Origin of the sequence: Kitasatospora sp. NPDC101155 (assembly GCF_044768305.1) — a bacterium.
Classification (GTDB): domain Bacteria; phylum Actinomycetota; class Actinomycetes; order Streptomycetales; family Streptomycetaceae; genus Kitasatospora.
On the sequence record NZ_JBIWPN010000022.1, the window covers coordinates 67,020 to 91,526 of the forward strand.

The 24,507-nt window shown below is 72.1% G+C and carries 24 protein-coding genes and 1 pseudogene; 16 read left to right on the forward strand and 9 right to left on the reverse strand.

What is annotated here, in order from left to right; all coding sequences use genetic code 11:
- Positions 1-95 precede the first annotated feature (95 nt).
- The 4 genes and pseudogenes from ACIRYZ_RS28260 to ACIRYZ_RS28275 all read left to right on the forward strand — a co-directional run.
- Positions 96-1,040 carry a carbohydrate ABC transporter permease gene (locus ACIRYZ_RS28260; protein ID WP_402949325.1) on the forward strand — a complete coding sequence of 315 codons (945 nt, stop codon included), beginning with the start codon at positions 96-98 and terminating at the stop codon, positions 1,038-1,040.
- The gene (locus ACIRYZ_RS28265; RefSeq protein WP_402949327.1) at positions 1,037-1,897 is read left to right on the forward strand and encodes a carbohydrate ABC transporter permease; all 861 of its coding nucleotides are present in this window, start codon (positions 1,037-1,039) and stop codon (positions 1,895-1,897) included. The genes ACIRYZ_RS28260 and ACIRYZ_RS28265 overlap by 4 nt, the downstream gene beginning before the upstream one ends.
- 11 nt (positions 1,898-1,908) lie before the next feature.
- Positions 1,909-3,888 (forward strand): hypothetical protein, encoded by a 1,980-nt coding sequence (locus tag ACIRYZ_RS28270; protein WP_402949329.1) that lies wholly within the window; start codon positions 1,909-1,911, stop codon positions 3,886-3,888.
- 56 nt (positions 3,889-3,944) lie between these two features.
- A pseudogene (locus tag ACIRYZ_RS28275) lies at positions 3,945-4,100 on the forward strand (galactokinase family protein); the annotation flags it as partial.
- Here ACIRYZ_RS28275 and nagA read toward each other — a convergent pair.
- On the reverse strand, positions 4,087-5,262 hold the full coding sequence (gene nagA, locus ACIRYZ_RS28280) for an N-acetylglucosamine-6-phosphate deacetylase (RefSeq protein WP_402949332.1): 1,176 nt from the start codon (positions 5,260-5,262) through the stop codon (positions 4,087-4,089). The pseudogene ACIRYZ_RS28275 and the gene nagA sit on opposite strands and share 14 nt — an antisense overlap.
- Before the next feature lie 141 nt (positions 5,263-5,403).
- Here nagA and ACIRYZ_RS28285 point away from each other — a divergent pair, with 141 nt between their 5' ends.
- A complete protein-coding gene (locus ACIRYZ_RS28285; protein WP_393035636.1) occupies positions 5,404-6,162 on the forward strand; it encodes a DeoR/GlpR family DNA-binding transcription regulator in 759 nt (252 codons plus the stop codon).
- A 124-nt stretch (positions 6,163-6,286) separates the two neighbouring features.
- Here ACIRYZ_RS28285 and ACIRYZ_RS28290 read toward each other — a convergent pair whose 3' ends face one another.
- Entirely contained in the window at positions 6,287-7,723 is a 1,437-nt protein-coding gene (locus tag ACIRYZ_RS28290) for a hypothetical protein (protein ID WP_402949335.1), read from the reverse strand.
- A 169-nt stretch (positions 7,724-7,892) separates the two neighbouring features.
- On the opposite strand from ACIRYZ_RS28290, the gene ACIRYZ_RS28295 reads away from it, so the two are divergent.
- From ACIRYZ_RS28295 to ACIRYZ_RS28340, 10 genes are all read left to right on the forward strand, one after another.
- A complete protein-coding gene (locus ACIRYZ_RS28295) occupies positions 7,893-8,060 on the forward strand; it encodes a hypothetical protein (protein ID WP_402949337.1) in 168 nt (55 codons plus the stop codon).
- Positions 8,061-8,168: 108 nt separating this feature from the next.
- Positions 8,169-8,405 carry a 50S ribosomal protein L28 gene (rpmB, locus tag ACIRYZ_RS28300; RefSeq protein ID WP_402949339.1) on the forward strand — a complete coding sequence of 79 codons (237 nt, stop codon included), beginning with the start codon at positions 8,169-8,171 and terminating at the stop codon, positions 8,403-8,405.
- Entirely contained in the window at positions 8,405-8,710 is a 306-nt protein-coding gene (gene rpsN, locus ACIRYZ_RS28305) for a 30S ribosomal protein S14 (protein ID WP_402949342.1), read from the forward strand. The genes rpmB and rpsN overlap by 1 nt, the downstream gene beginning before the upstream one ends.
- A 5-nt stretch (positions 8,711-8,715) precedes the next feature.
- Positions 8,716-9,879 (forward strand): CobW family GTP-binding protein, encoded by a 1,164-nt coding sequence (locus ACIRYZ_RS28310; protein ID WP_402949344.1) that lies wholly within the window; start codon positions 8,716-8,718, stop codon positions 9,877-9,879.
- Positions 9,880-9,917: 38 nt separating this feature from the next.
- Positions 9,918-10,160 (forward strand): 30S ribosomal protein S18, encoded by a 243-nt coding sequence (rpsR, locus tag ACIRYZ_RS28315; RefSeq protein WP_402949346.1) that lies wholly within the window; start codon positions 9,918-9,920, stop codon positions 10,158-10,160.
- Between the two features lie 14 nt (positions 10,161-10,174).
- Positions 10,175-10,339 (forward strand): 50S ribosomal protein L32, encoded by a 165-nt coding sequence (gene rpmF, locus ACIRYZ_RS28320; RefSeq protein WP_387630387.1) that lies wholly within the window; start codon positions 10,175-10,177, stop codon positions 10,337-10,339.
- A 302-nt stretch (positions 10,340-10,641) separates the two neighbouring features.
- Complete coding sequence (locus ACIRYZ_RS28325; protein ID WP_402949350.1) at positions 10,642-12,003, forward strand: MFS transporter; 1,362 nt, start codon at positions 10,642-10,644, stop codon at positions 12,001-12,003.
- A gap of 40 nt (positions 12,004-12,043) precedes the next feature.
- Entirely contained in the window at positions 12,044-13,876 is a 1,833-nt protein-coding gene (gene asnB / locus ACIRYZ_RS28330; protein ID WP_402949353.1) for an asparagine synthase (glutamine-hydrolyzing), read from the forward strand.
- A 39-nt stretch (positions 13,877-13,915) separates the two neighbouring features.
- Positions 13,916-15,187, forward strand: a complete 1,272-nt coding sequence (locus tag ACIRYZ_RS28335) for a cytochrome P450 (RefSeq protein ID WP_402949355.1) — start codon at positions 13,916-13,918, stop codon at positions 15,185-15,187.
- 120 nt (positions 15,188-15,307) lie between these two features.
- Positions 15,308-16,252, forward strand: coding sequence for an L-tyrosine/L-tryptophan isonitrile synthase family protein (locus ACIRYZ_RS28340; RefSeq protein ID WP_402949357.1), 945 nt, complete (start codon positions 15,308-15,310; stop codon positions 16,250-16,252).
- A gap of 64 nt (positions 16,253-16,316) precedes the next feature.
- Here the strand turns inward: ACIRYZ_RS28340 and ACIRYZ_RS28345 are convergent, their stop codons facing one another.
- Positions 16,317-17,126 (reverse strand): ABC transporter ATP-binding protein, encoded by an 810-nt coding sequence (locus tag ACIRYZ_RS28345; RefSeq protein ID WP_402949359.1) that lies wholly within the window; start codon positions 17,124-17,126, stop codon positions 16,317-16,319.
- Positions 17,127-17,328: 202 nt separating this feature from the next.
- On the opposite strand from ACIRYZ_RS28345, the gene ACIRYZ_RS28350 reads away from it, so the two are divergent.
- Positions 17,329-18,537, forward strand: a complete 1,209-nt coding sequence (locus ACIRYZ_RS28350) for an RNA-guided endonuclease InsQ/TnpB family protein (protein ID WP_402949452.1) — start codon at positions 17,329-17,331, stop codon at positions 18,535-18,537.
- 34 nt (positions 18,538-18,571) lie between these two features.
- Here ACIRYZ_RS28350 and ACIRYZ_RS28355 read toward each other — a convergent pair whose 3' ends face one another.
- From ACIRYZ_RS28355 to ACIRYZ_RS28380, 6 genes are all read right to left on the reverse strand, one after another.
- On the reverse strand, positions 18,572-19,633 hold the full coding sequence (locus ACIRYZ_RS28355; protein ID WP_402949362.1) for a FecCD family ABC transporter permease: 1,062 nt from the start codon (positions 19,631-19,633) through the stop codon (positions 18,572-18,574).
- Positions 19,634-20,734 carry an ABC transporter substrate-binding protein gene (locus tag ACIRYZ_RS28360; protein ID WP_402949364.1) on the reverse strand — a complete coding sequence of 367 codons (1,101 nt, stop codon included), beginning with the start codon at positions 20,732-20,734 and terminating at the stop codon, positions 19,634-19,636.
- 148 nt (positions 20,735-20,882) lie between these two features.
- Positions 20,883-21,884 carry a hypothetical protein gene (locus tag ACIRYZ_RS28365; RefSeq protein WP_402949366.1) on the reverse strand — a complete coding sequence of 334 codons (1,002 nt, stop codon included), beginning with the start codon at positions 21,882-21,884 and terminating at the stop codon, positions 20,883-20,885.
- Positions 21,885-22,031: 147 nt separating this feature from the next.
- Positions 22,032-22,676, reverse strand: coding sequence for a vitamin K epoxide reductase family protein (locus ACIRYZ_RS28370; protein ID WP_402949368.1), 645 nt, complete (start codon positions 22,674-22,676; stop codon positions 22,032-22,034).
- A 19-nt stretch (positions 22,677-22,695) separates the two neighbouring features.
- The gene (locus ACIRYZ_RS28375) at positions 22,696-23,481 is read right to left on the reverse strand and encodes a thioredoxin domain-containing protein (protein WP_402949370.1); all 786 of its coding nucleotides are present in this window, start codon (positions 23,479-23,481) and stop codon (positions 22,696-22,698) included.
- Between the two features lie 202 nt (positions 23,482-23,683).
- A complete protein-coding gene (locus ACIRYZ_RS28380; protein ID WP_402949372.1) occupies positions 23,684-24,334 on the reverse strand; it encodes a hypothetical protein in 651 nt (216 codons plus the stop codon).
- Positions 24,335-24,507: the final 173 nt, after the last annotated feature.

A 24,507-nucleotide genomic window follows, 5' to 3' on the forward strand; every position in this document is an offset into this window, starting at 1 on the left:
ACGGGTGCGGGGCCACCCACCGACCGGCCCCGCACCAGCCGCGAAGGACCGGTCAGGCCGGGGCAGCCCGGCCCGATCAAGGAGAGACGAAACCCATGACCACCGCCCTCGCCGGGCGGACAGCACCGCAGGACCCGGCCGCCCGGCCGGCTCGGCGCCGCCGCGGCCCGGCCCGGACCGTCGCACTGTTCCTGGGTCCGTTCCTGCTGCTGTTCACGGCCCTGTACCTGGCGCCGATCGGCTACACCGTCTACCAGAGCCTGTTCCGGATGCACCGCTCCGGCCTCGGCCTCTCGGCACCCACCCAGGCCTTCGCCGGCCTCGGCAACTACGCCACCGCGCTGGGCGATCCGCAGTTCCGCGGCTCGCTGCTGAGGGTGCTGCTGATCGGCGTGGTCCAGGTGCCGCTGATGCTGCTGCTGGCGTTGGTCCTGGCACTGCTGCTGGACGCGAAGTCGACCATGTTCAAGCGGTTCTTCCGGCTGGCCTTCTTCCTGCCCTACGCCCTCCCCGGCGTGGTCGGCGCGATCATGTGGTCGTACCTGGTCGCCCCCGGCCTGAGCCCGATCACCGCCGCCGCCCAGCACCTGGGCCTGCACCTGAACCTGACCTCCGACGGCATGCTCGGCCCGACCATCGGCAACATGCTGACCTGGGGCTGGACCGGCTACAACATGCTGATCATCTACTCCGCGCTCCAGGCCATCCCGGCGGAGCTCAGCGAGGCGGCCACGATGGACGGCTGCTCGGCCTTCGGGATCGCCTGGCGCATCAAGGTGCCGATGATCCGCCCGGCCCTGGTGCTGACCACGGTGTTCTCCATCATCGGCACCGCCCAGCTCTACAACGAGCCGGCGATCCTGCACAACGTCGCCCCCAACCTCAGCAGCACCTACACCCCCATCTACGCCGCCTACAACGCCGTGGACGCCAACAACTTCAATATCGCCGCCACCGAGTCCGTCGTGCTCGCGCTGCTGGCGTTTGTGCTGTCCTTCGGCTTCCTCAAGCTCGTCCAGCGCCGCGGAGCCGCCCTGTGAACACCACCCACGCGGCCCGGTACACGGCCTCCCGCTGGCTCACGCTCGGCGTGCTGCTGATCGCCTCGGTCTACTTCCTCGCCCCGGTGTGGTGGCTGCTGGTCGCCTCGACCAAGACCAGCAGTGGCCTGTTCTCCGGAAACGGCTTCTGGTTCGGCGACTTCGCCCTCTTCGACAACCTGCGGGACGTGTTCACCCGCCAGGACGGCATCTACTGGCAGTGGCTGGGCAACAGCGCCCTCTACGCGGTGGGCGGCGCGGGCGTCAGTACCCTGATCGCGGCGATGGCGGGCTACGCGCTGGCCAAGTACCGCTTCCGGGGGCGGGAGTTGACGTTCAACGGCGTCCTCGCCGCGGTGCTCGTCCCGCAGCCGCTGCTGGCCGTGCCGCTCTACCTGATGTTCTCCCAGCTGCACCTGGTGAACTCCTACTGGGCGGTCCTGCTGCCCAGCACGGTCAGCCCGTTCGGGGTCTACCTGGCCCGGATCTACGCCGCCGCCTCCGTGCCCGACGAGCTCATCGAGGCCGGACGGATCGACGGTGCCGGGGAGTTCCGGATCTTCGCCACCATCGCGCTGCGGGTGATGTCCCCGGCGCTGGTCACGATCTTCCTGTTCCAGTTCGTCTCCATCTGGACCAACTACCTGCTGCCCGTGCTGATGCTGGCCAACGACCACCTCCAGCCGGTCACCGTCGGGGTCGTCGGCTGGCAGGCCCAGCGGGCGATCGGCCCCGGCGCGCCGCCGCTCAACATCGTGGTCACCGCCGCCATGGTCTCCGCGATACCCCTGGTCGTCCTGTTCCTGTCCCTGCAACGCTTCTGGCGCGCCGGCCTCACCGCCGGCAGCGTCAAATGAGGAGGCCCGGCGTGCCCGCCCGGTACCACCTGCGGTTCCAGCTCCACCCCACCCCGGACGCCGCCGAACGCGCCGCCGAACTCGCCTCGTTCTGCCGGGAGTCGGGCGTCGACGAGGTTGTCCTGCTGCTCGGAGCCGAGGAGTTGTACACCGGCCACCCCGCGGGCGAGGCCGAGGACCGCCTGTACGACACCGCGGCGACGGCCGTCACGATCCTGCGCGAGGCCGGGCTCGACGTCAGCCTCAACCCCTGGGTCACCGCCGGCCACGCCGACCGAGGCCGGGCCGACCGCCTCGGCTTCACCCCCATGGTCGGACCGGACGGAACGGTGGCCACGGCCCAGGCGTCGCTTGCCTGCCCACGCTTCCGGGCCTGGATCACCGCCCACTACGCGCGCTTCGCCGACCTCGGTTTCCGCGTGCTGTGGCTGGAGGACGACTTCCGCTACCACAACCACGCACCGCTGCCCTGGGGCGGAGGCTTCGAACCGCTGATGCTGGAGCGCCTCGCCGCGCTGGTGGGGGAGCCGGTGAGCCGGGAACGGGTCGTCGCCGCCGTCACCGCCCCCGGCGCCCCGCACCCGTGGCGCGCGCTCCTCCAACAGGTGTGGCGAACAGCCCAGTTGGAGGTAGCAGGCGAGGTGGCGGCAGCGGTCGCGAAGGCGTCCGGCGGACGCTCGCAGCTCGGTCTGATGAGCTCCGAACCCGGCGTCCACTCCGTCGAGGGCCGCGACTGGCCAGCCCTCTTCGACGCCCTCGCCGTCGACAGGCAGGCCGCGCACCGCCCGCACTTCGCCCGCTACGGCGACGCCCCCGGGCGCGAACTCAGCTTCTCCGTCTGGATGCTGGAGGTCCAGCGGGCGCTGCGGCCGGCTTACGTGCGCAGCGAACCCGAGATCGAGAACTGGCCGCACACCGCCTGGTCCAAGTCCGACACCCAGACCTGGTCCGAACTGGTCGCCGCCCAGCTCGCGGGTTCGGACGCCATGTTCCTCAACATCCACCCCATGCAGTCCGGCCGTGCCCAGCGTTTTCCCCGGGTGGCCGAACTGCTGCGCCGCTCCCGGCCCGCGCTCGACCTGATCGCCGGGCCCGCGCCGCGCACCCACGGCGTGACGCTGCCGGTGCGCCAGGACGCCGCCGCGCACGTCCGCACCCGGCGGGGCGGCGACCTCGCCGAACTGGCCGTCGACCCCGGTCCGGCCGCGGACTTCCTGCTCCGCTACGGCGTGCCGGTCACCGCCGAGGACGCCCCGGTCAGGGTGCTGTTCGGGCAGCTCGCCTGGGCCTACGACGACAACGAGCTCCGCCGGATGCTGGCCGGCGGCCTGCTGCTGGACGGCACCGCCGCCTACATCCTCCGGGCACGCGGGTTCGGGGACCTGCTGGGCGTCACCGTCGAGGACGTCGTCGAGCGCGAGAGCCCGTGTGAGCCGGGCCCGTACGCGCTGGAGCGCGTGCTCTCGGGGGACGGCGCCGGCGCGTACCTGAGCGTCAACGTCCAGCCGGCCCTGGCCCGGCTCAGGCCCGCGGCGGAAGCCGAGACCTGGACCGAGATCCTGACCCCGGACCACCGGGTCTGGGGTGCCGGCCGGTGCGTCTTCACCAATGAACTCGGCGGCCGCGTGGGGGTGTTGGCCGCCACCGCCGTCGAGCTGCTGCCCTACGACGACGACGGCCAGCACCTGCTGCACGCCATGGTCCGCTACCTGGAAGGCGACGCGCCGACCCTGCCGCTGGTCACCGGCGGGCCCCACCTGATCCCGCACCTGACCTCCACCGAGGACGGCTGGCGGCTCGCCGTCGCCAACGGCAGCGACGACCCGGCCCGTCCGCAGGTACACCTGCCCGGCGACGCCGTCCGCGCCGAGGGCACCCTGCTCCGCCCCTTGGCCGATCCCGAGGCCGTCACCGCCACCACTGGCGGCCGCACCGTCGAGGTCGACCGGAACCTGCCGCACCGCGGCTGGCTGCTCCTCGACTGGCGGTAGCGGCGGACAACCGGGGCCCTCGACGGCGAGGAGCCCCGTGAACGACGACCGGCCGGACGGCCGCTGGGCGGGTCAACCCGATCGGTGAACACACCGACGACAACGACGTCTCAAGGTGCCAACGGCCTGGGGGTGTTGACGAGGCGAGGCCCGTCCCGAACGGGACGGGCCTCGCTGTCGTGCTGCCTGGGGCGCGACTCAGGCGGACTTGACGGTGGAGAAGGTCTCGCCGCCGCGGACCCACCGGCCGTGGCGCATCACGGCGACCAGGTCGTAGCTGTCGGAGTCGAGCACGACCAGGTCGGCGAGCTTGCCAGTCTCCAGCGAGCCGACCGAGTCACTCAGACCAAGGAGGCGGGCCGGGGTCGTGGAAAGTGACTCGACAGCTTGATGGAGTGTCAACTTGTCCATCTGGACAGATCTTTGGAATGCGCGATCGAGGGTCAGCGTCGATCCGGCGATGGAGCTGCCGTCGGCCAGCATCGCGACGCCGTCCTTCACCTCGACCTGGAGGGGGCCGAGGGGGTAGAGGCCGTCGCCCATGCCGGCGGCGCCCATGGCGTCGGTGATCAGGGCGACGCGGTGGGCGCCGGCGGTGCGGTAGGCGAGGTCGAGGACGGAGGGGTGCAGGTGCACGCCGTCGTTGATCAGCTCGACGGTGACCCGCTCGTCCTCCAGCAGGGCGACGATGGGGCCGGGGGCGCGGTGGGCGATGCCGGGCATGGCGTTGAAGAGGTGGGTGGCGACGGTGGCGCCGGCGTCGATCGCCTCCAGGGTGGTGGCGTAGTCGGAGTCGGTGTGGCCGACGGCGGCGATGACGCCGAGGTCGGCGAGCATGCGCACCGAGTCGAGGCCGCCGGGGAGTTCGGGGGCGAGGGTGACCATCTTGGCGTGCCCGCGGGCGGCGTCGACGAGTTTGCGGACGAGGGCCGGGTCGGGGTCGCGCAGCAGGTCGGGGCGGTGGGCGCCGCAGCGGTTGCGCGAGATGAACGGGCCCTCGAAGTGGATGCCGGCCAGGACGCCGTCCTCGACCAACTCGGAGAGGACGTGGGCCTGGCGGGCGAGGTCGTCGATCTCGCCGGTGACGGTGGAGGCGACGGTGGTGGTGGTGCCGTGGTCGAGGTGGGTGCGGGCGGCGAGCAGGGCCTCCTCGGTGATGCCGGAGGCGTAGGAGGCGCCGCCGCCGCCGTGGACGTGCAGGTCGACGAAGCCGGGGACGACGGTGTGGCCGGTCAGGTCCAGGTCACCCGGCTCGGTCTCACCGCTCGTGACGGCCGCGATACGGGAGCCCTCGATCGCCAGGCGGCCGGCCTCGATGACGCTGCCGGGCAGAATCAGTCGGCCGGCCAGTGTGATGCGGTCCGTGACGATCACAGCCTCCTCGGGTGCTTGCAGATGCTCGATTTGGCGAAAGGATAATCAGTTATGAGCAGTGAGTCTCCATGTCATGTCAGGCGTTGGGGGAGAAGCATCTGTTTGTTGGGCAGGAGACAAGGCCTGACCTACACTCCGTTCATGCTCAAAGCTGATCGCGCTGCCCGGATCCTGTCGTACATCGCCGAAGCGGGGAGCGCCGACGTGCACGCGCTCTCCGAGCTGCTCGGGGTGTCCGGCGCGACGGTCCGGCGCGACCTCCAGGAACTGCACGAGCAGGGCCTGCTGCATCGCACCCGCGGTGGGGCGGTGACGGGATCGGTGAACCTGGAGCTCCCGCTGCGGCACCGCAGTGAGAAGCAGCAGGAGGAGAAGCGCCGGATCGCCCGGGCGGCCGCCGAGCTGGTGCCGGAAGACGCCGTGGTGGGCCTGACCGGCGGCACCACCACCACCGAACTGGCCCGGGTCCTGGCCGAGCGGGGCAACGTCACCGTGGTCACCAACGCCGTCAACATCGCGGCCGAGCTGATCGTGCGCCCCGAGGTCCGCCTGGTGGTGATCGGTGGCATCGCCCGCTCGGCCAGCTACGAACTGGTCGGCCCGGCCGCCGACAGCATGCTCCAGCGCTACCACCTCGACCTCGCCTTCATCGGTGTGGACGGTCTGACCGCCGAGCAGGGCTGCACCACCCACGACGAGATGGAGGCCCAGACCGACCGCGCCTTCCTGCGCAGCAGCGCCCGTACGGTCGTGCTCGCCGACCGCACCAAGATCGGCCGGGTCACCTTCGCCTCGATCTGCCCGCTCACCGACGTCCACGACCTGGTGACCGACACCGAGCTTCCCGACGCCGACGAGAAGGCGATCGCCGACTGCGGCGTCCGGGTGCGCCGGGCCTGAGCAACCGGGGCGAGTCCCGCACCGCAGATTGCGCGCGGGAATGCGCGAAGGCCCGAGTCGCGGACCCGGGCCTTGCGACGGGGACGCCCACCGCTCGTTGCCTTTGAGTGGACGGCCTGGTGGTCTAGTTCGTGGCGACCCGCACCACGCCGGTCAGAGTGCCCTGGTACACGACCCCGTCCGGCGCGATCGTCCCGGCCATCTGCAGGGTGTCGTAGATGAATCCGCTGCCCAGCCACTTCTTCCGCACCACGGCTCCCGTCTCCGGGTCGATCTCCGCGTAGTAGTACGGGTCGAGGGCGGTGGTCGTGTCGGTGCGGGGGACGATCGGCTCGCGCAGGACGGTGTGGATCAGCCCGTCGGCGGTGGACAGCAGGGGTACGGCGGACGAGCGCACCTCGGTGTCCCAGGTGAGGTCGCAGCCCGAGCCGTCCGGGTGGACGTCGACGCGGGAGAGCCCGCCGTGGAAGTCGGCCTGGGCGGGGTTGCTCGCTCCGGCGTCGGCCGGCAGCGCCGGGTACGGGTAACCGTACGTGCTGGCGACGAAGACGGAGTTCCCGGCGCCGATCGGGGCGTTCTCGCTGCCGCTGCCACCGGACCTGAGCACGGGCACGGAGCAGACCTGCTCGCCGCTGTCGCTCCGGTAGACCAGCAGATGGACGGTGGGGGCGGCGTTGTCGACGACGGTCAGGTAGTCGGTGCCGGTGTGCGGGCCGAAGAACACCGGCGTCGATCCGGTGCCCCAGCTGAGTTGGCCGGGCTTGCGGCCCGGGCCGCGGTCGTACGGGCGGCGCCACACGATCTGCGGGGTGCCGTCGGCGTCGGAGGTGAGCAGGTAGAGGGCGTGGGTGGTGGCCACGGCGGTGCCGCCGGGAGCGGTGGAGATGGAGTTGGCGATCTTCTCGCCTGCCGGGAGGGCGAGTGAGCGGACGGCCCCGGTGCGGTCGTCGGCGGTGCCGACCACGCCGCCGGCGGTGGCGAACCAGACCCGGCCCTGCCAGTCCGGGGCGATGCCGACCGAGCCGTCGCCGTCCGGCACGGCGCCCGCGAGCGAGAGCGAGCTGTCGACGTACAGCTGCCAGCCGCCGGTCGCCGTCCGCCGGTGGGCGATCCGTAGCAGTGTGCGGCTGCCGTCGATCGCGACCAGTCGGTCGCGGTTGTCCAGATAGGCGTAGACACCGCCGAGCAAGGTGCCTTTGGCGAGGGGGAGTTCGGTGAGCGACTCGCCGGTGGCCGGGTCGAGCAGGTGGACCGTCGGGGTCCGGCCGAAGATCGTGGTGCAGAGCGTGACGGGGTAGCCGTCCGAGCCGACCAGGATGGTGGGGCAGGCGGAGGCCAGCGCGATGCGGTGCGAGGTGAGCGGGCCGGGGCCCGGGCCGGGCAGCGGCGTGGCGTCGGAGGAGCCGGTGTCGCCGTGCATGGTGGCCGTGCCGTTCGGACCGGCGAACGGGTTGTGCGGTGGCAGGGGCGTGTAGGAGGTCGCGGCCTGCGCGGGTGCGGCCAGGGTGAGCAGGGCGGCCGCCGCGGCAGCGGCGGCGCGCGTGAGTGCCTTGAGGCGCATGGGTGTCCTGGGGTGAGGAGCGGCGGGTGGACTGCGGTGGGGGCCGTCCGGCCTGCGACACAGGACAGCGCGCCGCATGGCGGCGGAGTTCTGCGGGACGGAGGGGAGTCGGCAACAGCCGGGCGGGCCACCGCGTTCAGCGGGTGCGGCGACAGATCGCGGAGCACGCGTGCGCCAGGTCGACGTCGAGTCGACGGCACAGGTGGGCGTGGCGATCCATGCGGACCATCGTGGCCTGCTGACGATCCGTTCTGCAAGGCGTCTCACCATCCGGAAGGGGCGGGTGGGCGCCGGCACGGAAGGGGTGGCCGGCGGAGAAGGCCGTTCGGCGAAATGAAATCCGTTTTCATCTAGCGTAGTGTGGGGCGCGCTCCCCGGGATCGCCACGCCGGTTCCGGGGAGCGAACGCCTGCCTGCCCGCACGATGAGCAACGGAGTCGTCCCCATGTCCGCCCACTGCCAACTCACCGGTCGCAAGCCGTCCTTCGGCAATGCGATCTCCTACTCGCACCGCCGCACCCGCCGCCGCTTCGACCCGAACATCCAGCGCAAGCGCTACTGGCTGCCCGGCGAAGGCCGGTACGTGCGCCTCACGCTCAGCGCCAAGGGTCTGAAGACCGTCGATGCCATCGGCATCGAGGCCGCCGTCGCCCGCATCCGCGCCCGGGGGGAGAAGGTCTGATGGCGAAGCAGAGCAAGATCGCCAAGAACGAGCAGCGGCGTGCGACCGTCGCGCGGTACGCCGAGCGCCGCGCCGAGCTGAAGCGTGTCATCGCCCACCCGGCCAGCACGCCGGAGGAGCGCGCCGCCGCGCAGCGCGAGCTCGCCCGCCAGCCCAGGGACGCGAGCGCCACCCGGGTGCGCAACCGCGACAGCGTGGACGGACGCCCCCGCGGCTACCAGCGCGCCTTCGGCCTGTCCCGCATCAACCTGCGCACCATGGCCCACGCCGGACAGCTGCCCGGCGTGCGGAAGTCGAGCTGGTGAGCGCGGTGCCCGAACACGTCAGGCTTCCCGTCGTGGTGGTGGCCGGCCTGCACCGCGCCGAACGCCGCCGCGCCGTCCAGGAGTTGCTGGACGGCTGCGTCAACGGCGTCGTCCTCCACCACGACCTGCGCGACGCCCCGCGCCGTACGGTCCACCGCGAACTCCGCGACGCCACCGGCACCATCGCCACGGCGGACGTCCCGCTGAGCAACGACTGCGCCTGCTGTGCGCTGCGCGAGGACCTGCTGCCCGAGCTGCGGCGCCTGGCCGAGGAAGGGCAGTACGGGCTGGCCGTCGTCGAGCTGTGGGGCGGCAGCGACCCGCACCCGGTGGTCGAGGTGATCGCGGGCGGTGAGGTGGACGGACACCCGTTGGAGGAGTTCGTCGAACTCGCGGGTGTGGTGGTCGCCGTCGACCCGGACCGGCTGTTGGGCGAGCTCTCCGTCCCGGACGACCTGGCCGAGCACGGCGAGCACACCTCTCCCGACGACACCCGCACGCGCGCCGAGGCGCTCGCCCACCAGGTCGAGTACGCGACCACGGTCGCGGTGGCCCGTGGGGGCGAGGCGGGACTGGCGATGCTGCGCCAGCTGCACCCGACCGCCCGCCGGGTCCTGCTCGGTACCGGTGAGCTGCTGCGCGCCGCACTCGGGGGCTTCGACGTGGCCGCCGCCCGGGACCGGGTCAACCCCGCCCTCGCGCTGCTTCCGCACGAGCACGACGAGGCGGGAGTGGCCACCCTGGTGTGGGAGCGCCGTCGGCCGCTGCACCCGGTCCGGCTGCACGAGGCGCTGGAGCAGCTCGTCCCGGCGGCGCAGCGCAGCCGCGGCCGGTTCTGGCTGGCCAACCGGCCGGAGCTGATGCTGGCCTGGGACGCTGCCGGAGCCAGCCTCGCGGTGGAGGAGTGCGGGCCGTGGCTGGCCGCGCTGCCGGACGACTCCTGGGAGCTGTATCCGCCCTCCCGGCGGGCCGCCGCGGCCCTGGACTGGCACCCGGTGCACGGTGACCGCGTCCAGCAACTCGTCTTCATCGCCGAGGGGTTGGATGTCGACGGCATCGTCGGGCTGTTGGACTCCTGCCTGCTCACCGACGCCGAACTGCTGGACGGCGAACAGGGCTGGAAGGCCTTTCCGGACGCCTTCGAGGACTTCCTCGAACCCGTCTCCTGACTCCTCTTGCTCCTGCGTAACGGAAGGAAGGCACTGAGATGGCCAAGCGCACTGCCGGCGGCCGTCCGGCCCGACCGCGCCCGAACCCGCTGATCGAAGCCGGCATCACGTACATCGACTACAAGGACACCGACCTGTTGCGGAGGTTCGTCTCCGACCGGGGCAAGATTCGAAGCCGCCGCGTCACGCGCCTCACCGTCCAGCAGCAGCGGGCGATGGCCCGGGCGATCAAGAACGCCCGTGAGATGGCTCTGCTGCCCTACGCCTCCACCACCCGATAGAGGAGAGACCTCCCATGGCCGTACCCAAGCGGAAGACGTCCCGCAGCAACACCCGGCACCGCCGGTCGCAGTGGAAGGCCGCGGCCCCGCAGCTCGTCCCGATCACGATCGAGGGGCGTGAGCACCTGGTGCCGCGCCGTCTGGTCAAGGCGTACGAGGGGGGCCTGCTGAAGCCGTGAGGGAGGGGAGGGGCCGCGGTGCGGGGGCGCCGCGGCTCCTTGTGGGTGCCGGGGGTCGGGAGGTGGTGAGGGCGGTGTCGTCGTCCGGGTAGTCGGCGCGAGGTGCCGCGGTTCCCGGCCCGGTGTCGCTCCTCTGTTCGGAAAAGAATCACGCAGGCGTTCGGAACTTTGCGGGGTTCCGGTCCGACTCGTGTGCCGGGTGCCGTTGCCGACGGCGCCCGGTTCCAGGAGGAAGGACGGAGCATGCGCCCCAGCGAACGCTCGTCGCACCGGTTCGGACCCGCCGTCAAGGGGGTCGCCCGGTGAGCGCGCCGACGGCACAGGAGGTGCCGCGGTCGGCGGACCGCTGGAGCCTGGTCGCGGTCGCCGGGATGCTGTCGTTCGTGGCGATGCTCGACATGAACATCGTCAACATCGCACTCGCCGACATCGCCGACAGCTTCCACGTCTCCGCCCGGACCGCCCAGTGGGCCGTCCTGGGATACCAACTCCCGCTGGTGGCCCTGCTCCTGCCCACCGGCCGCTGGCTGGACGCCGTCGGCACCCGGCCGGCCGTACTCACCGCCGTCGGCGGGTTCGCGCTGGGCAGCGTCGCCGCCGCCGCGGCGCCCTGGGCCGGCGCGCTGATCGCAGCGCGGGTGGCCCAGGGGGCCTTCGGCTCCGTGCTGTTCGTCCTGATGCCGGTGCTGGCGATGCGCTCGGTGCGGCCACAGCTGCGGGCCCGGGCGATGAGCGTGCCCGCGACGCTGGGACCGCTCGGCGCCGTCACCGGCCCCGCCCTGGGCGGGCTGCTGCTCGACCACTTCGGCTGGCGGGCCATCTTCCTCGTCAAGCTCCCGGTCTGCCTGGCCGCCTGGCTGGTCGCCCGCCGCCAGGTCCCCGCCGGAGGCGTCCTGCGCGCACCCGGCCGGGCCGAGCTCGCCGACGCCGGCCTGATCGGGGGATCCGTCGCCGCGCTGCTGCTCGGGCTCACCCTGTCGGCCGACTCGGCCGCCTGGCTGCTGCTGGCGGCCCCCGCGATTGCGCCGGTCCTGTGGTGGCTGCGCCGGGGAGGCGGCCGCCCCGTCCGGGCCGTCCTGCGCGAGAGCCGGACGGCGGGGATCAACACGGCCGTCCTGGCCGTCGCGGCCGCCTTCGCGGTCGTCCACTACCTGCTCGCCCTGCACCTGCAGCGCGACGAGGCCGAGAGCGCCACCGTCACCGGCCTGACCATCCTGTGCTTCCCCCTCGCCATGGGGATCGGCGGGCCGCTCGGCGGCCGCCTGGCCGACCGCCTCGGCGCCCGGCCCACCGCCACCGCCGGGATCGCGCTCACCGCACTCGGCTTCCTCCTGCTCGTGCCGCTCGACGACACCTGGAGCCTGCCGGACATCGCCTGGCGCCTCGCCCTGGCCGGAGCCGGCATGGGCCTGTACGGCGGCCCCACCCAGACCCTCGTGATGAGCGCCGCCACCCCGGCGACGACGGCCACCGCCAGCTCCACCGTCCAGCTCGCCCGCAGCCTCGGCTTCACCCTCGGCCCGGCCCTGGCCACCGCCGCCTGGAGCCTCGGCGGATCCGGTACGGCCGGCCTGCACGCGGGCCTCGGCCTCGCCGCAGCCGGCGCCTGCCTCGCCGTCCCCCTGCTGGCGTCGCACGGCCGCTCCGGGCCCCGTACGGCCTGAACCCTCCTCTTCCACCCCGCTCACCGTCAGGAGCACACGCATGTGCGGAATCACCGGCTGGGTGTCCTTCCACCAGGACGTCCGCCACAGCGCCCCGGTCATCGAGGCGATGACCGCCACCATGGCCCTGCGCGGCCCCGACGCCGCCGGCGTCTGGCTCGGCCGCACCGCCGCGCTCGGCCACCGGCGGCTCGCCGTGATCGACGTCGACGGCGGCGCCCAGCCCATGGCCGACCGCCCCGACCGGCCACAGGTGGTCCTCACCTACAGCGGCGAGGTCTACAACCACCACGAACTGCGGGAGCGACTCAGAAACAGAGGCCACCGCTTCGGGACCCGCAGTGACACCGAGGTCGTGCTCCGCGCCTACCTGGAGTGGGGCGATGCCCTGGTCGACCACCTGGAGGGCATGTACGCCTTCGGCATCTGGGACGAGCGCGAACAGCGACTCCTCCTGGTGCGCGACCGGCTCGGCGTCAAGCCGCTGTTCTGGGCCGCCGTCGACGGTGGCCTGGTCTTCGGCTCCGAGCCCAAGGCGCTGTTCGCCCACCCCGAGGTCGCCCCCACCGTGGACGCCGACGGCCTGCGCGAGGCGTACAGCCTGCTGTTCAACACCGGCCCCACCGTCTGGGCGGGCGTCCGCGAGGTCCACCCCGGAGGCCTGCTCGTCCTCGACCGGGACGGCGTCCGCGAGCGCCGCTACTGGGAGCTGACCGCACGCCCGCACGCCGATCGGCTGGAGACCACCAAGGAACGGGTCGCTGAGCTGGTCGACCGCGCCGCCAGGTCGCAGCTGGAAGCCGACGTCCCGCTGTGCAGCCTGCTCTCCGGCGGCCTCGACTCCACCGTCGTCACCGCCCTCGTCGCCGACGAACTCCGGCGCACCCAGGGGCACGAGGCGAAGCTGCGCTCCTACGCCGTCGACTACAGCGACCAGGCCGAGCGGTTCACCGGCGACGTGCTGCGCACCGGCCACGACACCCCGTTCGCCGCCGAGGCGGGCGCCTTCATCGGCACCGAGCACTCCACCGTCGTCCTCGATCCACGCGCGCTGCTCGACCCGGAGAACCGGCGGGCCGTCGTGGTCGCCCGGGACTCGCCGATCGGTGTCGGCGACATGGACACCTCGCTCTCCCTGCTGTTCGGCGAGATCCGCAAGCACTCCACGGTCGCGCTCTCCGGCGAGGCCGCGGACGAGGTGTTCGGCGGCTACCCCTGGTTCCACACCCCTGAGGCGCTCGCCGCGCGGACCTTCCCCTGGCTGCTCGTCACCGGCGACGCCGCCGCCATGCCGATCCACCCCGACCTCGCCGCCCACCTGCGCATCCGCGAGTTCCGCGAGGACACCTACCGCAGCTCCCTCGCGGTCGTCCCGCACCTGGACGGCGAGAGCCCGGCCGAGCACCGCCAGCGCGAGCTGCAGCACCTCTCGCTCACCCGCTGGCTGCGCCAGCTGCTCCACCGCAAGGACCGCCTCTCGATGGCCCAGGGCCTGGAGGTCCGCGTCCCCTACTGCGACCACCGCCTCGTCGAGTACGCCTTCAACACCCCCTGGGCGATGAAGAGCCACGACGGCCGGGAGAAGAGCCTGCTGCGCGACACCGGTCGGGCAATCGCCCCCGACTCGGTGCTGTGGCGGCCGAAGAACCACTACCCGGCCACCCACCACGCCGACTACAACGCCGGCCTCCAGCGGCTCGCCCGGGAGGCGCTGGACGCGCCGCACGTGCGCGACATCGCCGACGAGACGGTCATCAAGGCCACCCTCGACACCCCCGCCGACCAGCTGGCATGGGGTCACCGCCTGCGCCTGGAACGGGTCGTCGACCTCGCGCTCTGGCTCGACCACCACCGCCCCGCCCTCGCCCTCTGAACCTCTCCACCGCACCACCCCTCCCGGAGGAACCCGGACATGACCACCCCCGACCGCACCGAGGGCCGCTGCCCCGTCACCGGCGCCACCGCCGGCGAGCCGATACCGCTGTACGGAGCCGCGTACAAGACCGACCCGTACGACCTCTACCGGCGGATGCGCGACGCCGGGCCCGTCCACCGGGTGCGCTTCCCCTCCGGCATCGCCGCCTGGCTCGTCACCGGCTACGAGGCCGCCCATGCCGCGCTCAACGACCCCCGACTGGGCAAGAACCACCGCCTGGGCAACGACTACTGGCGCTCCCTCGCCTCGATCATGCCGGAGCCCCAGCACTCCCAGCTCCAGGTCCACCTGCTGCACCAGGACCCGCCGGAGCACACCCGGATGCGCCGCCTCGTCCTGGACGCCTTCGCCCCGCGGCGGGTGGATTCCCTGCGGCCCAGGTTCCAGGAGATCGCCGACGCCCTGGTCGACGCGCTGCCCGCCGAGAACGGCGCCGACCTGGTCGCCGGCTTCGCCGCGCACTACCCCTTCAAGGTCCTGGCCGAGGTCATCGGCCTGCCCCCGGAGCTCGCCGCCCGCTTCGACCGCGACTGGGGCAAGGTCGTCCAGCCGGTCGGCCCCCAGGACCCGGGCCGCCCCGCCTACGAGGCCAGGCTGCTCGGCCTGCAGACCTACATCGCCGACGTCGTCGCCCACAAGCGCGAGCACTGGGAGGACGACCTGCTCTCCCGCCTGGTCGTCGCCAAGGACCGCAAGGAACTCACCCAGGAGGAACTCGACTCGATGATCTTCCAGCTCCTGGTCGCCGGCCAGGAGCCCGTCACCAACCAGATCACCACCATGCTGATCACCCTGCTCCGCCACCCCGAGCAACTGGAACGGCTACGGGACGACCCCGGCCTGATGCCCCGGGCGATCGAGGAACTCCTGCGCTACGACAGCGCCTTCGAGCTGACCACCTGGCGGTTCTTCGCCCGGGACAGCGACCTGCACGGCACCCGCATCCCGGCCGGCGACTCTGTCATCGTCTCGCTGTGCGCCGCCAACCGCGACGGCGAACAGTTCCCGGACGCCGACACCCTCGACCTGGAGCGCAGCCCCAACCCCCACCTGGCCTTCGGTCACGGCATCCACTTCTGCCCCGGCGCCGCCCTCGCCCGCGCCGAACTCCAGATCGCCGTCGCCACCCTGCTCACCCGCCTGCCCGGCCTGCGGCCCGGGGGCCCCCTGGACGACCTGACCTGGATTCCGGCCGTCCTCGCCCGAGGCGTCAACCAGCTGCCCGTCGCCTACGACAAGCGCATCTGACCGACCGGCCCCACCGCGCGCCCCGACCCGCCCGTCTCAGGCGTCCCGGCCCGCCCGCCCCCACCGGAGGGCGCGGGCGCGCCGGGACGCCATCCCGCCATGCCCTCACGGAGAAGCCGCATGACCACCACCGGTACCGCCACACCCAGGTCCAGAGACGTCCGGCAGATCAGCGCCGCCGTCCTGGAACTGCTCCTGCCCCACCGCCGGGCCACCGACACCGCCACCCCGGCCACCGTCGACGACTTCCCCGAACAGCTGTGCCAGATAGGCGAGTTCGCCGAGTACGGCGATCCGATCGTGTTCACCCTGCCCGGCTTCCCCTGCAAGTCCCCCAGCCCCGACAAGGTCCTCGGCCACCTGCCCGACGAGGGCGAGCGCCTCTCCCTCACCTTCCTCGACGACCTCTGCCGCGCGATCGGCGAGGTGTACGAGCCGGGCGCGCGGATGGAGATCTGCTCCGACGGCCACGTCTTCGGCGATCTGATCCGCGTCCCCGACCCGCAGATCGACGCCTACTCCGACGAACTCGCCGCCATGATCCGGCGCGAGGGCCTGACCCACCTGTCCGTCTTCGACCTGCGCGACGTGCTCGGCGACCTCCCGTACGACGAGAAGCGCGCCCACGTCCACGCCGCCCACGCCCCGACCGTCGAGGAACTGCGCGCCGAGGTGAAGAGCGACGAGCACACCCTCGCCCTCTACTGCGGCATCACCCGCTTCCTCACCGAGGACACCGTCGACTTCACCGGCACCAAGTCGGCCCTCCAGCGCGAATGCCGGCAGCGCGCCTACGGCGTCATCCAGCGCAGCCGCGCCTGGGGCGACCTCATCGCCGAGCACCATCCCCGTACCGTCCGCCTGTCCATCCACCCCCAGCCGCGCGGCGCCGCCAAGTTCGGCATTTGCCTCCTCGACGCCCCGGACGCCTGGACCACCCCGTGGCACTCGGCCGTCCTGCACCGGCCCGACGGCAGCTGGCAGCTGATGCGCCGGGCCGACGCCGAGCGGCAGGGCACCCTGGTGCTGCGCGACGGCCGGCCGAGCCACTTCGAGGCCTCCTGACCACCTCCAGGAGTGCGGGTGGCCCCCGGTCCCGTGGGGGGACCGGGGGCCACCCGCACCGATCTCACACCGTGACGGGCGACTCCTCCGTGGTCGGGGTGGGCAGGGTGTTCCGGTGGTCGAAGGCGATCAGCGGGTCGCCGGTCAGCGGGTGCTCGACCACGGTGGCCCGCACCCCGAACACCTTCGCCAGCAAGTCCGGGGTGAGCACCTCTCGGGGTGTCCCGGAGGCGACGACAGCGCCGTCGTGCAGGACGTGGAGCCGGTCGCAGAGCGAGGCCGCGGCGTTCAGGTCGTGCAGCGAGATCAGGGTGGTGCGGCGCTGCTCGCGCAGCAGGGCGAGCAGCTCCACCTGGTGCTGGACGTCGAGGTGGTTGGTCGGCTCGTCCAGCACCAGGACATCCGGCTGCTGGGCGAACGCCCGCGCGAGCAGGACCCGTTGGCGCTCGCCGCCGGACAGCTCCGCGAACCGGCGTTGCGCGTACGGCTGGAGACCGACACGCTCCAGGGCCTCGGCCACCGTCGCGTGGTCGTGTTCGTCGTCCCCGGCGAAGGCCCGCTTGAACGGGGTACGGCCCATCGCGACGACCTCGCGCACGGTGAACTCGAAGTCCGAGCCGCGCTCCTGGGGCAGCGCCGCGATGTGCCGGGCCGCCTCGGCCGGGGCCAGGGACCGGACGTCCCGGTCGGCCAGCAGCACCCGCCCGGCGTGCGGGCGCAGATGCCGGTAGACGGTGCGCAGCAGGGTGGACTTGCCGCTGCCGTTGGGCCCGACGAGACCGGCGATCTCGCCCTCGGCGGCGATCAGGCCGACGTCGGAGAGGACGTCGCGTCCGCCGAGGGTGACGGTGATGTCCTCGACGGTGATCCTCATCAGGACTCCTTCATGGATACCCCCGGCTTTAGCCGGGGTGGAGGTGCCCCCGCTCGCGGGGGAGAAACGAAGCTCTCGTGTAGCGAGGCAGGGATAGCCGTTTCGCCGCCAAGGCGGACCGGCGTCTCGGCAGTTGATCACCTGATCACCCGCAGTGGTCGCAAGGGTAGATGCTACTGTGTGTTCGGTGGCGGTTACTCGCATGAAGCGGGCTTTCAAGTTCCGCTTCTACCCGACCGATGCGCAGGCAGCTGAGCTGTCGCGCACGTTCGGATGTGTGCGGCTCGTCTATAACAAGGCGCTGGCCGCCCGGTCCGAGGCGTGGTCGATGCGTCAGGAACGGGTGAACTACAACGCCACCTCGGCGATGCTGACGGAGTGGAAGAAGACCGAGGAGCTGGCGTTCCTCTGCGAGGTCTCCTCCGTTCCGTTGCAGCAGACTCTCCGTCACCTGCAAGGGGCGTTCTCCAACTTCTGGCAGAAGCGGGCGAAGTATCCCCGCTTCAAGTCGAAGAAGAAGTCCCGGGACAGCGCCGAGTACACCATCTCCGCATTCCGTTACCGGGATGGCCGGCTGATGCTGGCGAAGATGGCTGAGCCGCTGGACATCCGGTGGTCCCGGCCTCTTCCGGAGGGCCAGTCGCCGTCCACGGTGACCGTATCCCGGGACGCGGCCGGGCGCTGGTTCGTCTCGATGCTGTGCGACGACCCCACCATCGAGCAGATGCCCAGGCTGAACACAGCCGTGGGGATCGACGCGGGGATCACCAGCCTGGTGACACTGTCCACCGGGGAGAAGATCGCCAATCCCCGGTCCGAGCGCAAGGATCGGGAGCGTCTGGCCAAGGCCCAGCGGGAACTTGCCCGCAAGGCCAAGGGCTCGAAGAATCGCGAGAAGGCCCGCAAGAAGGTCGCCCGCGTCCACGCGCAGATCGCCGACCGGCGCAGGGACTTCCTGCACAAGCTCACCACCCGACTCGTCCACGAAAACCAAGTGGTCGTGATCGAGGACCTGACCGTTCGCAACCTCCTCAAGAACAAGAAGCTGTCCCGGGCCATCTCGGACGCTTCCTGGACCGAGCTGCGGACCATGCTGGAGTACAAGTGTGCCTGGTACGGCCGCGACCTGGTGAGAACCGACCGGTGGTTCCCCAGTTCCAAGCTGTGCTCGGCCTGCGGAACCATCCGCGACATGTTGCCGCTGAACATCCGCGAGTGGGCGTGCGACTGCGGAGCAGTCCACGACCGGGACGTGAACGCGGCACGCAACATCCTGGCCGCCGGACTGGCGGTGACAGCCTGTGGAGACGGTGTAAGACCTCAACGGAGCACTCCGGGCGGGCGGTTGTCGATGAAGCAGGAAGTAGTCCCACCGCAGCGCACACGCGCAGCGGCTCAGCCGCGAGGCTGAGGGGAATCCCCCTCCTTCGAGGAGGGGGAGGAGGTCAACAGCGCTCCAGCTTCCGGTCGAGGAGGTACAGCAGGACGGGTGCGCCGATGACGGCGGTCACGACGCCGATCGGCAGTTCCTGGGTGTCCAGCGCGGTGCGGGCGACGGTGTCGACGGCCACCAGGAGGACGGCGCCGGTGAGGGCGGACAGCGGCAGCAGCCGGCGGTGGTCGCCGCCCACGACGAGCCGGCACACGTGCGGCACCAGCAGGCCGACGAAGCCGATCGCGCCGGAGACCGCCACCAGGACGCCGGTGAGCAGGCTGGTGACGGCGAACAGTTCACGGCGCAGCCGGGCGGTGTCGACGCCGAGGCCGGCGGCGGTCTCGTCGCCCATCAGCAGCGCGTTGAGGTGCCGGGCGCGGCCCTGGAGGGCCAGCCAGCCCAGGGTGACGGCGGCGGCCGGGACGGCGAGTTGGTCCCAGGTGGCGGCGCCGAGGCTGCCCATCAGCCAGAACAGCACGCCCCGGGTCTGCTGGTCGTCGCCGGCCTGGAGGACGAGGAAGCTGGTGAAGCCGGAGAGGAACTGCCCGATGGCCACCCCGGCGAGGACCAGGCGCATCGGGGCGAAGCCGCCGCCGCGCCGGGCGATCGCCCAGACGAGGGCGAAGGAGGCCAGGGCCCCGGCGAACGCGGCGGCCGAGACGCCGAAGCCGAACGCGAAGCCGGTGCCGGCGCCGAGGACGATGACGGCGACCGCGCCGAGCGAGGCGCCGGAGGAGATGCCCAGCAGGTAGGGGTCGGCGAGCGGGTTGCGGACCAGGGCCTGGACGGCGGTGCCGACCAGGCCCAGTCCGGCTCCGACGATCGCGGCCAGCAGGGCGCGGGGCACCCGCAGCTGCCAGACGATCAGGTCCCGGGTGCCGGCTTCCGGGGCCGAACCGGTGAGCCGGTGGCCGACGACGGTCCACACCTCGCGGACGGGGATGTCCACCGCGCCGAGGGAGACGGCGAGGGTGAGGGCGAGGACCAGGGCGAGGGAGAGCGCGGACGCGACGAGGCCGGCCCGCGCGGTGCGCGCGGGCCGGCGGCCGGTCGCCGCGGTGGCGGCGGTCATCTACTGTGCGTCCTTGACCTGGTCGGGGAAGAGGGTGTGGGCGATCTGCTGGACGGTGTCGGCGTTGCGGGTGCCGGCGATGGTGGTCAGCTCGGAACCGATGCGCACGAAGTGGCCTTCCTGGACGGCCTTGAGGCCCTTGGTGGCGGGGAACTCGCGCAGGAACTTCTCCGCGTCGTCGAAGGCCTTCTTGTTCTCGGCGTCGCTGCCGCGGTTGCGCACCCCGAGCTGGATCCAGTCGGGGTTCCTGGCGACGACGTCCTCCCAGGAGACGGGCTTGAAGTCGCCGTCGACGTCGCCGAACACGTTGCGCGCGCCGGCCAGGGTGATCACCGCGTTGGCGACCTGCCGGTTGCCCACCGCCATCGGCTGCTTGGTGCCCGCGTCGAAGTCGAAGAAGAAGTAGCCGGGGCGCTTGTCCGCCGCCACGCCCGCCAGCGCGGTCTTCACGGCGCCGACCTTCTTCTCCATGTCCGCGACCAGCGCGTCGGCCTTGGCGGAGGTGCCGGTGACCTGGCCGAGGCTCTTGATGTCGCCCTCGACGCCGGTCAGGTCCCGTACCGCGGCCGGGGCCACGGCCGCGCAGGCGGTGGAGTGCAGGAAGACCCGCTTGATCCCGGCGGCCTGGTACTCCTGGGCGGTCGGGGCGGTGCCCATGCCGCCGCCCATGCCGCCCATGTCGGCGAAGGTCTCCACGTACAGGTCCGCACCGGAGCCGAGCAGCTTCTCCTTCGGGATCACCATGTCACCGAGGACCGGGACCTTCGCCCCGGCATCGGCGACGTCGGCGGGCAGCGTGCCCTTGCCGGGCGGGAAGCCGGTTCCGATCACTCTGTCGCCCGCACCGAGCTTCAGCAGCATCTCCAGGCCGGAGGCGTTGCTGGTGACGATCTTCTTCGGCGCGGAGTCGAACACCGTCTCCTTCCCGGTGCAGTCCGTGACCTTGACCGGGAAGGCCGCCGCGGCCGAGGAGGCTCCGGCGCCCGGCGCGGCGGCCGTGGTGGCGCCCGCGTCGCCGGACTCGGCGCTCCCACCGCTGCCGCAGCCCGTCACGAGCAGGGCGACGGCGGCGGCCGTGCCGTACAGAACACGAGAACGCATGGAACTCTCCTGGGACGATCCGAGGGCGGGGGCCAGCGGTGTGCGGGCCCGGCACTGGTAGTCGGATCGAGGCCGGGGAAAGTTCCGAAGAGCGTCCGGAAAATCCTCCCGCGTGGTCGGGCGCCGACGGCGTGAGACCGTCGGCGTGTCAGGTGACGTGGAGTGTGAGTGCCGCGGTGTGGAGTTGTCCGGCGGTCTGGAACTGCAGATAGGCCCGCCAGTTGCCGGGTTCGCCGAGCAGGGCGTAGAGGGTCAGCGTCGGCCCGCCGTGGTCCGCGTTGACGGGGGTGACGGGGTGGAGGTGGGCCAGCGCCTGGTCGCCCTCGTGGAAGATGCTGAGGTGGGCGTAGCTGTCGAGGTACGGCTGGAGGTCGGTGACCGGCTGACCGTCCTTGCTGATGGTGACGGTGAGCGGGGCGGGCGTTCCGGCCGTCAACTCTCCTCGGACTGCGACGGTGTAGCCGTCGACCGTAGTGCTGTCGGTCGCGGCGGGCAGTGGTACCGCGGTGGCCTGGCCGGGCACTGTCACGGTGCGGCTGAGGACGAATTCCCTGCCCTTGTGGGGGCCGGTGTTCGGTGTGAACGAGGCGTACAGGCGCCAGTCGCCCGGTTCGAGGGCGGCGAGGTCGGCGGTCCAGGTGCCGTCGGGTGCCATCGTGGGGTGCAGGTGCTGATAGCCGGTGAGGTCCGAGCGGATCGCGTAGAAGTGCAGCCGCTTGGTCTGGACGTCGGCGAAGTCGGTGACCGGGCGTCCGTCCGGGCCGGTGACGGTGAACGGGTAGGTCACCGCTTGGCCGGCGGGGAGGCTGGTGGCCGCGGAGTCGAGGCGGTAGCCGTCGCGTTCGGTGGCGAGCCCGTCACCGGGCGACATCCCTGGCGTCCCGGACATCCCCGGCATCCCTGGCATGGCGGGCATGCCCGACGGCGCCGTGCCGGACATGTGCATCGCGCCGTGGTCCATGCCGGGCATGCCGGGTTGCCCCGCCTGCGTGGACGGCCCGCGCGCGGCCAGCGTGAGCAGGGCGATCGCGCAGACCGCCAGGGCGAGGGAGCAGGCGTAGAGGATGCGGTGGGCCGGCCAGCGGTTGGTCGACGAAGGGCTTCCCTGTTCCGGGGACGCCGACTTCTCGTGTTCGGTGCCGGTGTTCATCCTTGCCCGCTCTCCTCTCGTCCGGCCGGTCGGGCCGCGCTACTCAGGAGATCCGAGCGGCCGGTGGAGATAACGAAAAGCTGCGGGCAGGGAGGCGTTCCTTCCGGCGGTGCGGGCGAGGACGGTGTGCACGGCTGCCCTGGGGTGTCAGAGCAGGGTGTGCCAGTAGTACCAGAAGCGGTTGAGGATGAGCAGGGCGATCACCAGGTACCAGACGGCCGGGACGACCCAGTGGTAGCGGGCGGCCAGTTCGGTCGCCGGGCGCCACCGCGCGGGCAGCGGGATCACCCCGTGCCTGACGTTGTGCAGGGTGGTGTACCAGAACAGTGGGATGGTGGCGATCCACACGACGATGCAGTACGGGCAGACCGCGCCGATCTCGTACAGCGTCTGGTCCATCAGCCAGGTGACGAAGCCGACCCCGAACAGGGTCCCGGCCTGGAGGCCCAGCCAGAACCAGCGCGGCAGCCGCGCTCGGGCCAGCACGCAGACCCCGATGGTGACGACGACGGTGAAGGCAGCGACGCCGATGAGGGAGTTCGGGAAGCCGAAGGCCGACGCCTGGGGGGTGCGCATCACCGAGCCGCAGCTGATGATCGGGTTGATGTTGCAGCTGGGGACGTAGGCGGGGTTCTCCAGGAGCCGGATCTTCTCCAGCGTGAGGGTGACGGAGGCGGCCAGGCCGAGGGCGCCGGCGATGAGCAGCAGCAGGCCGAACGCCCGGCTGCTGCGGACGGCTTCGGTGAGCCGTCCGGTCGTCGGGCCGGTGCCGGGTCGGGCGGAGGTGGTCATGGTGTGTGGTCCCCCGGCTCTACTTGGCGGCGATGGTCTGCTGGATCAGCTGGGTGTACTGGTCCGGGGTGATCGGGTTGCCCTGGCCGTCGAACACCTCAAGCTGCTTGCCGTTGAGCTTCAGCGTGGGCGTGCCGGAGACGCCGCTGCTGTTGAAGGCGTCGTTGACCTTCCCGGCCCAGGGCTTGTAGGTGCCGTCCTGGACCGCCTTGGTGAAGTCGGGGGTGACCAGGCCGGGGACCTTGGCGGCGAGGTCGAGCAGGTGGCCGGTGTTGGCGAAGGCGTCGTCCTGTTCGCTCGGCTGGTTGGCGTAGAGCACGTCGTGGAACTGCTTGAACTTCGCCGTGCTCTCGTTCAGTGCCGCGCCCGCGGCGGCGAGGGCGTTCTTCGACCCGCTGCCGCCGAGGTTGGCGTCCAGGAAGGTCGCCAGGTGGTAGTGGATGGCGTACGTGCCGTTGTCGGCGAGTTGCTGGATGGTCGGGCCGTCGGCCTGCTCCAGCTTGTCGCAGACCGGGCAGCGGAAGTCCTCGTACACGTCCAGGACGTTCTTGTTGTCCGGGTTGCCGTAGACGATCACGGTGCCGTTGGGGCCACTGGCGTTCGCGGGCACCACCAGCGGGCCGCTGCTGCCGCCGTTCCCGGCCAGCGCGATGCTGATGCCGACGGCCGCGCCGACGACGGCGACGGCTATGCCGCCGATGACGATCTTCTTGCGGCGGGATGCGGCCCGCTGCTGACGTTCACGCTCGGTGCGCATCCGCTCGCGTGCGGACTTCTTGGCGTCCTGGCTGTTCCGGTCGCTCATGGTGGCCTCGTCTCCCGTCTCGCGGACGCCGGGCACGGCCGCAAGGGCCGGAAGCCCGGGTCCGGGACGACTCCGTGCAGGTTCGGGGAAGGGGAAGTACGGGCGGTTCCGCCCGGGTGGGCTGCAGGGAAGGGCGCGGTGGGCTGTCGGGGCGATCACCCCGCGGACGGCACACTCGGTGGACGAGCGTCGGTCAGCCCGGTCAGCCGCTCAGCGCCGGGAGGAGTGGTGGCGGGCCGCGCCGCTGGACGCCGCGCCGCAGGACCTCCTGGGGCGCCGGACGATCGTCGTCGGGGAGCGCCCGGGCGCGCACGGCCTGCTCGGGCTCGGCCGGAACCAGCCAGGCCAGCAGGAGCCGCACCGGCCGCATCGTGAGCGCGGCAGCTACGCCCAGCAGCCGGAAGACGGCCTTCTCGCCCTGGCGCAGCCACACGGCCGCGACGAGCGCGGCGGCCAGGTGGGCGAGGAACACGGCGGCCAGCTGGCCGCCGGCGAGCTGCCCGGGCAGTTCGGGTACGGGGCCCATGCCGTGGACGGGGCCACCGCCGCACAGCAGGTCGGGCAGCAGGCCACCGCTGGGGCGGCGGCCGGTTCCGCAGGTGTCCTGGCCGACGTTGTAGACGGCGTTCAGTGCCAGTTCGAGGGGGAGGAGGACCGCGGCGATCTGGAGGAAGGCCCGCTCGGCGGAGGACAGCAGCAGCGCGGTGCCGAAGACCACCACGGCGGCCACGGCCATGACGGTGGCGGGCAGTGGCGTGCCGGTCAGCAGGATGTGGCCGCCGGCCGACAGCGACAGCAGCAGCGCGGTGAACACTCCCGCGCGTGCTGTGCGGACCGCCGTCCCGGGCTCCATGCGGCCGAGTATGGCACGGCCTGTTCGATTTCTGACCCCGTCGGTGCGCGGTTGCCGGGCGGAGGCGGGGGGGGGCGCGGCGGCCCCCCCCCCCCCCGCCCCGACCCCCCGGGGGGCGGGGCGGGGGCGCGGGCGCGGCGGGCCGGCCCCCCCCCCCGCCCCCCCCCCCCGCC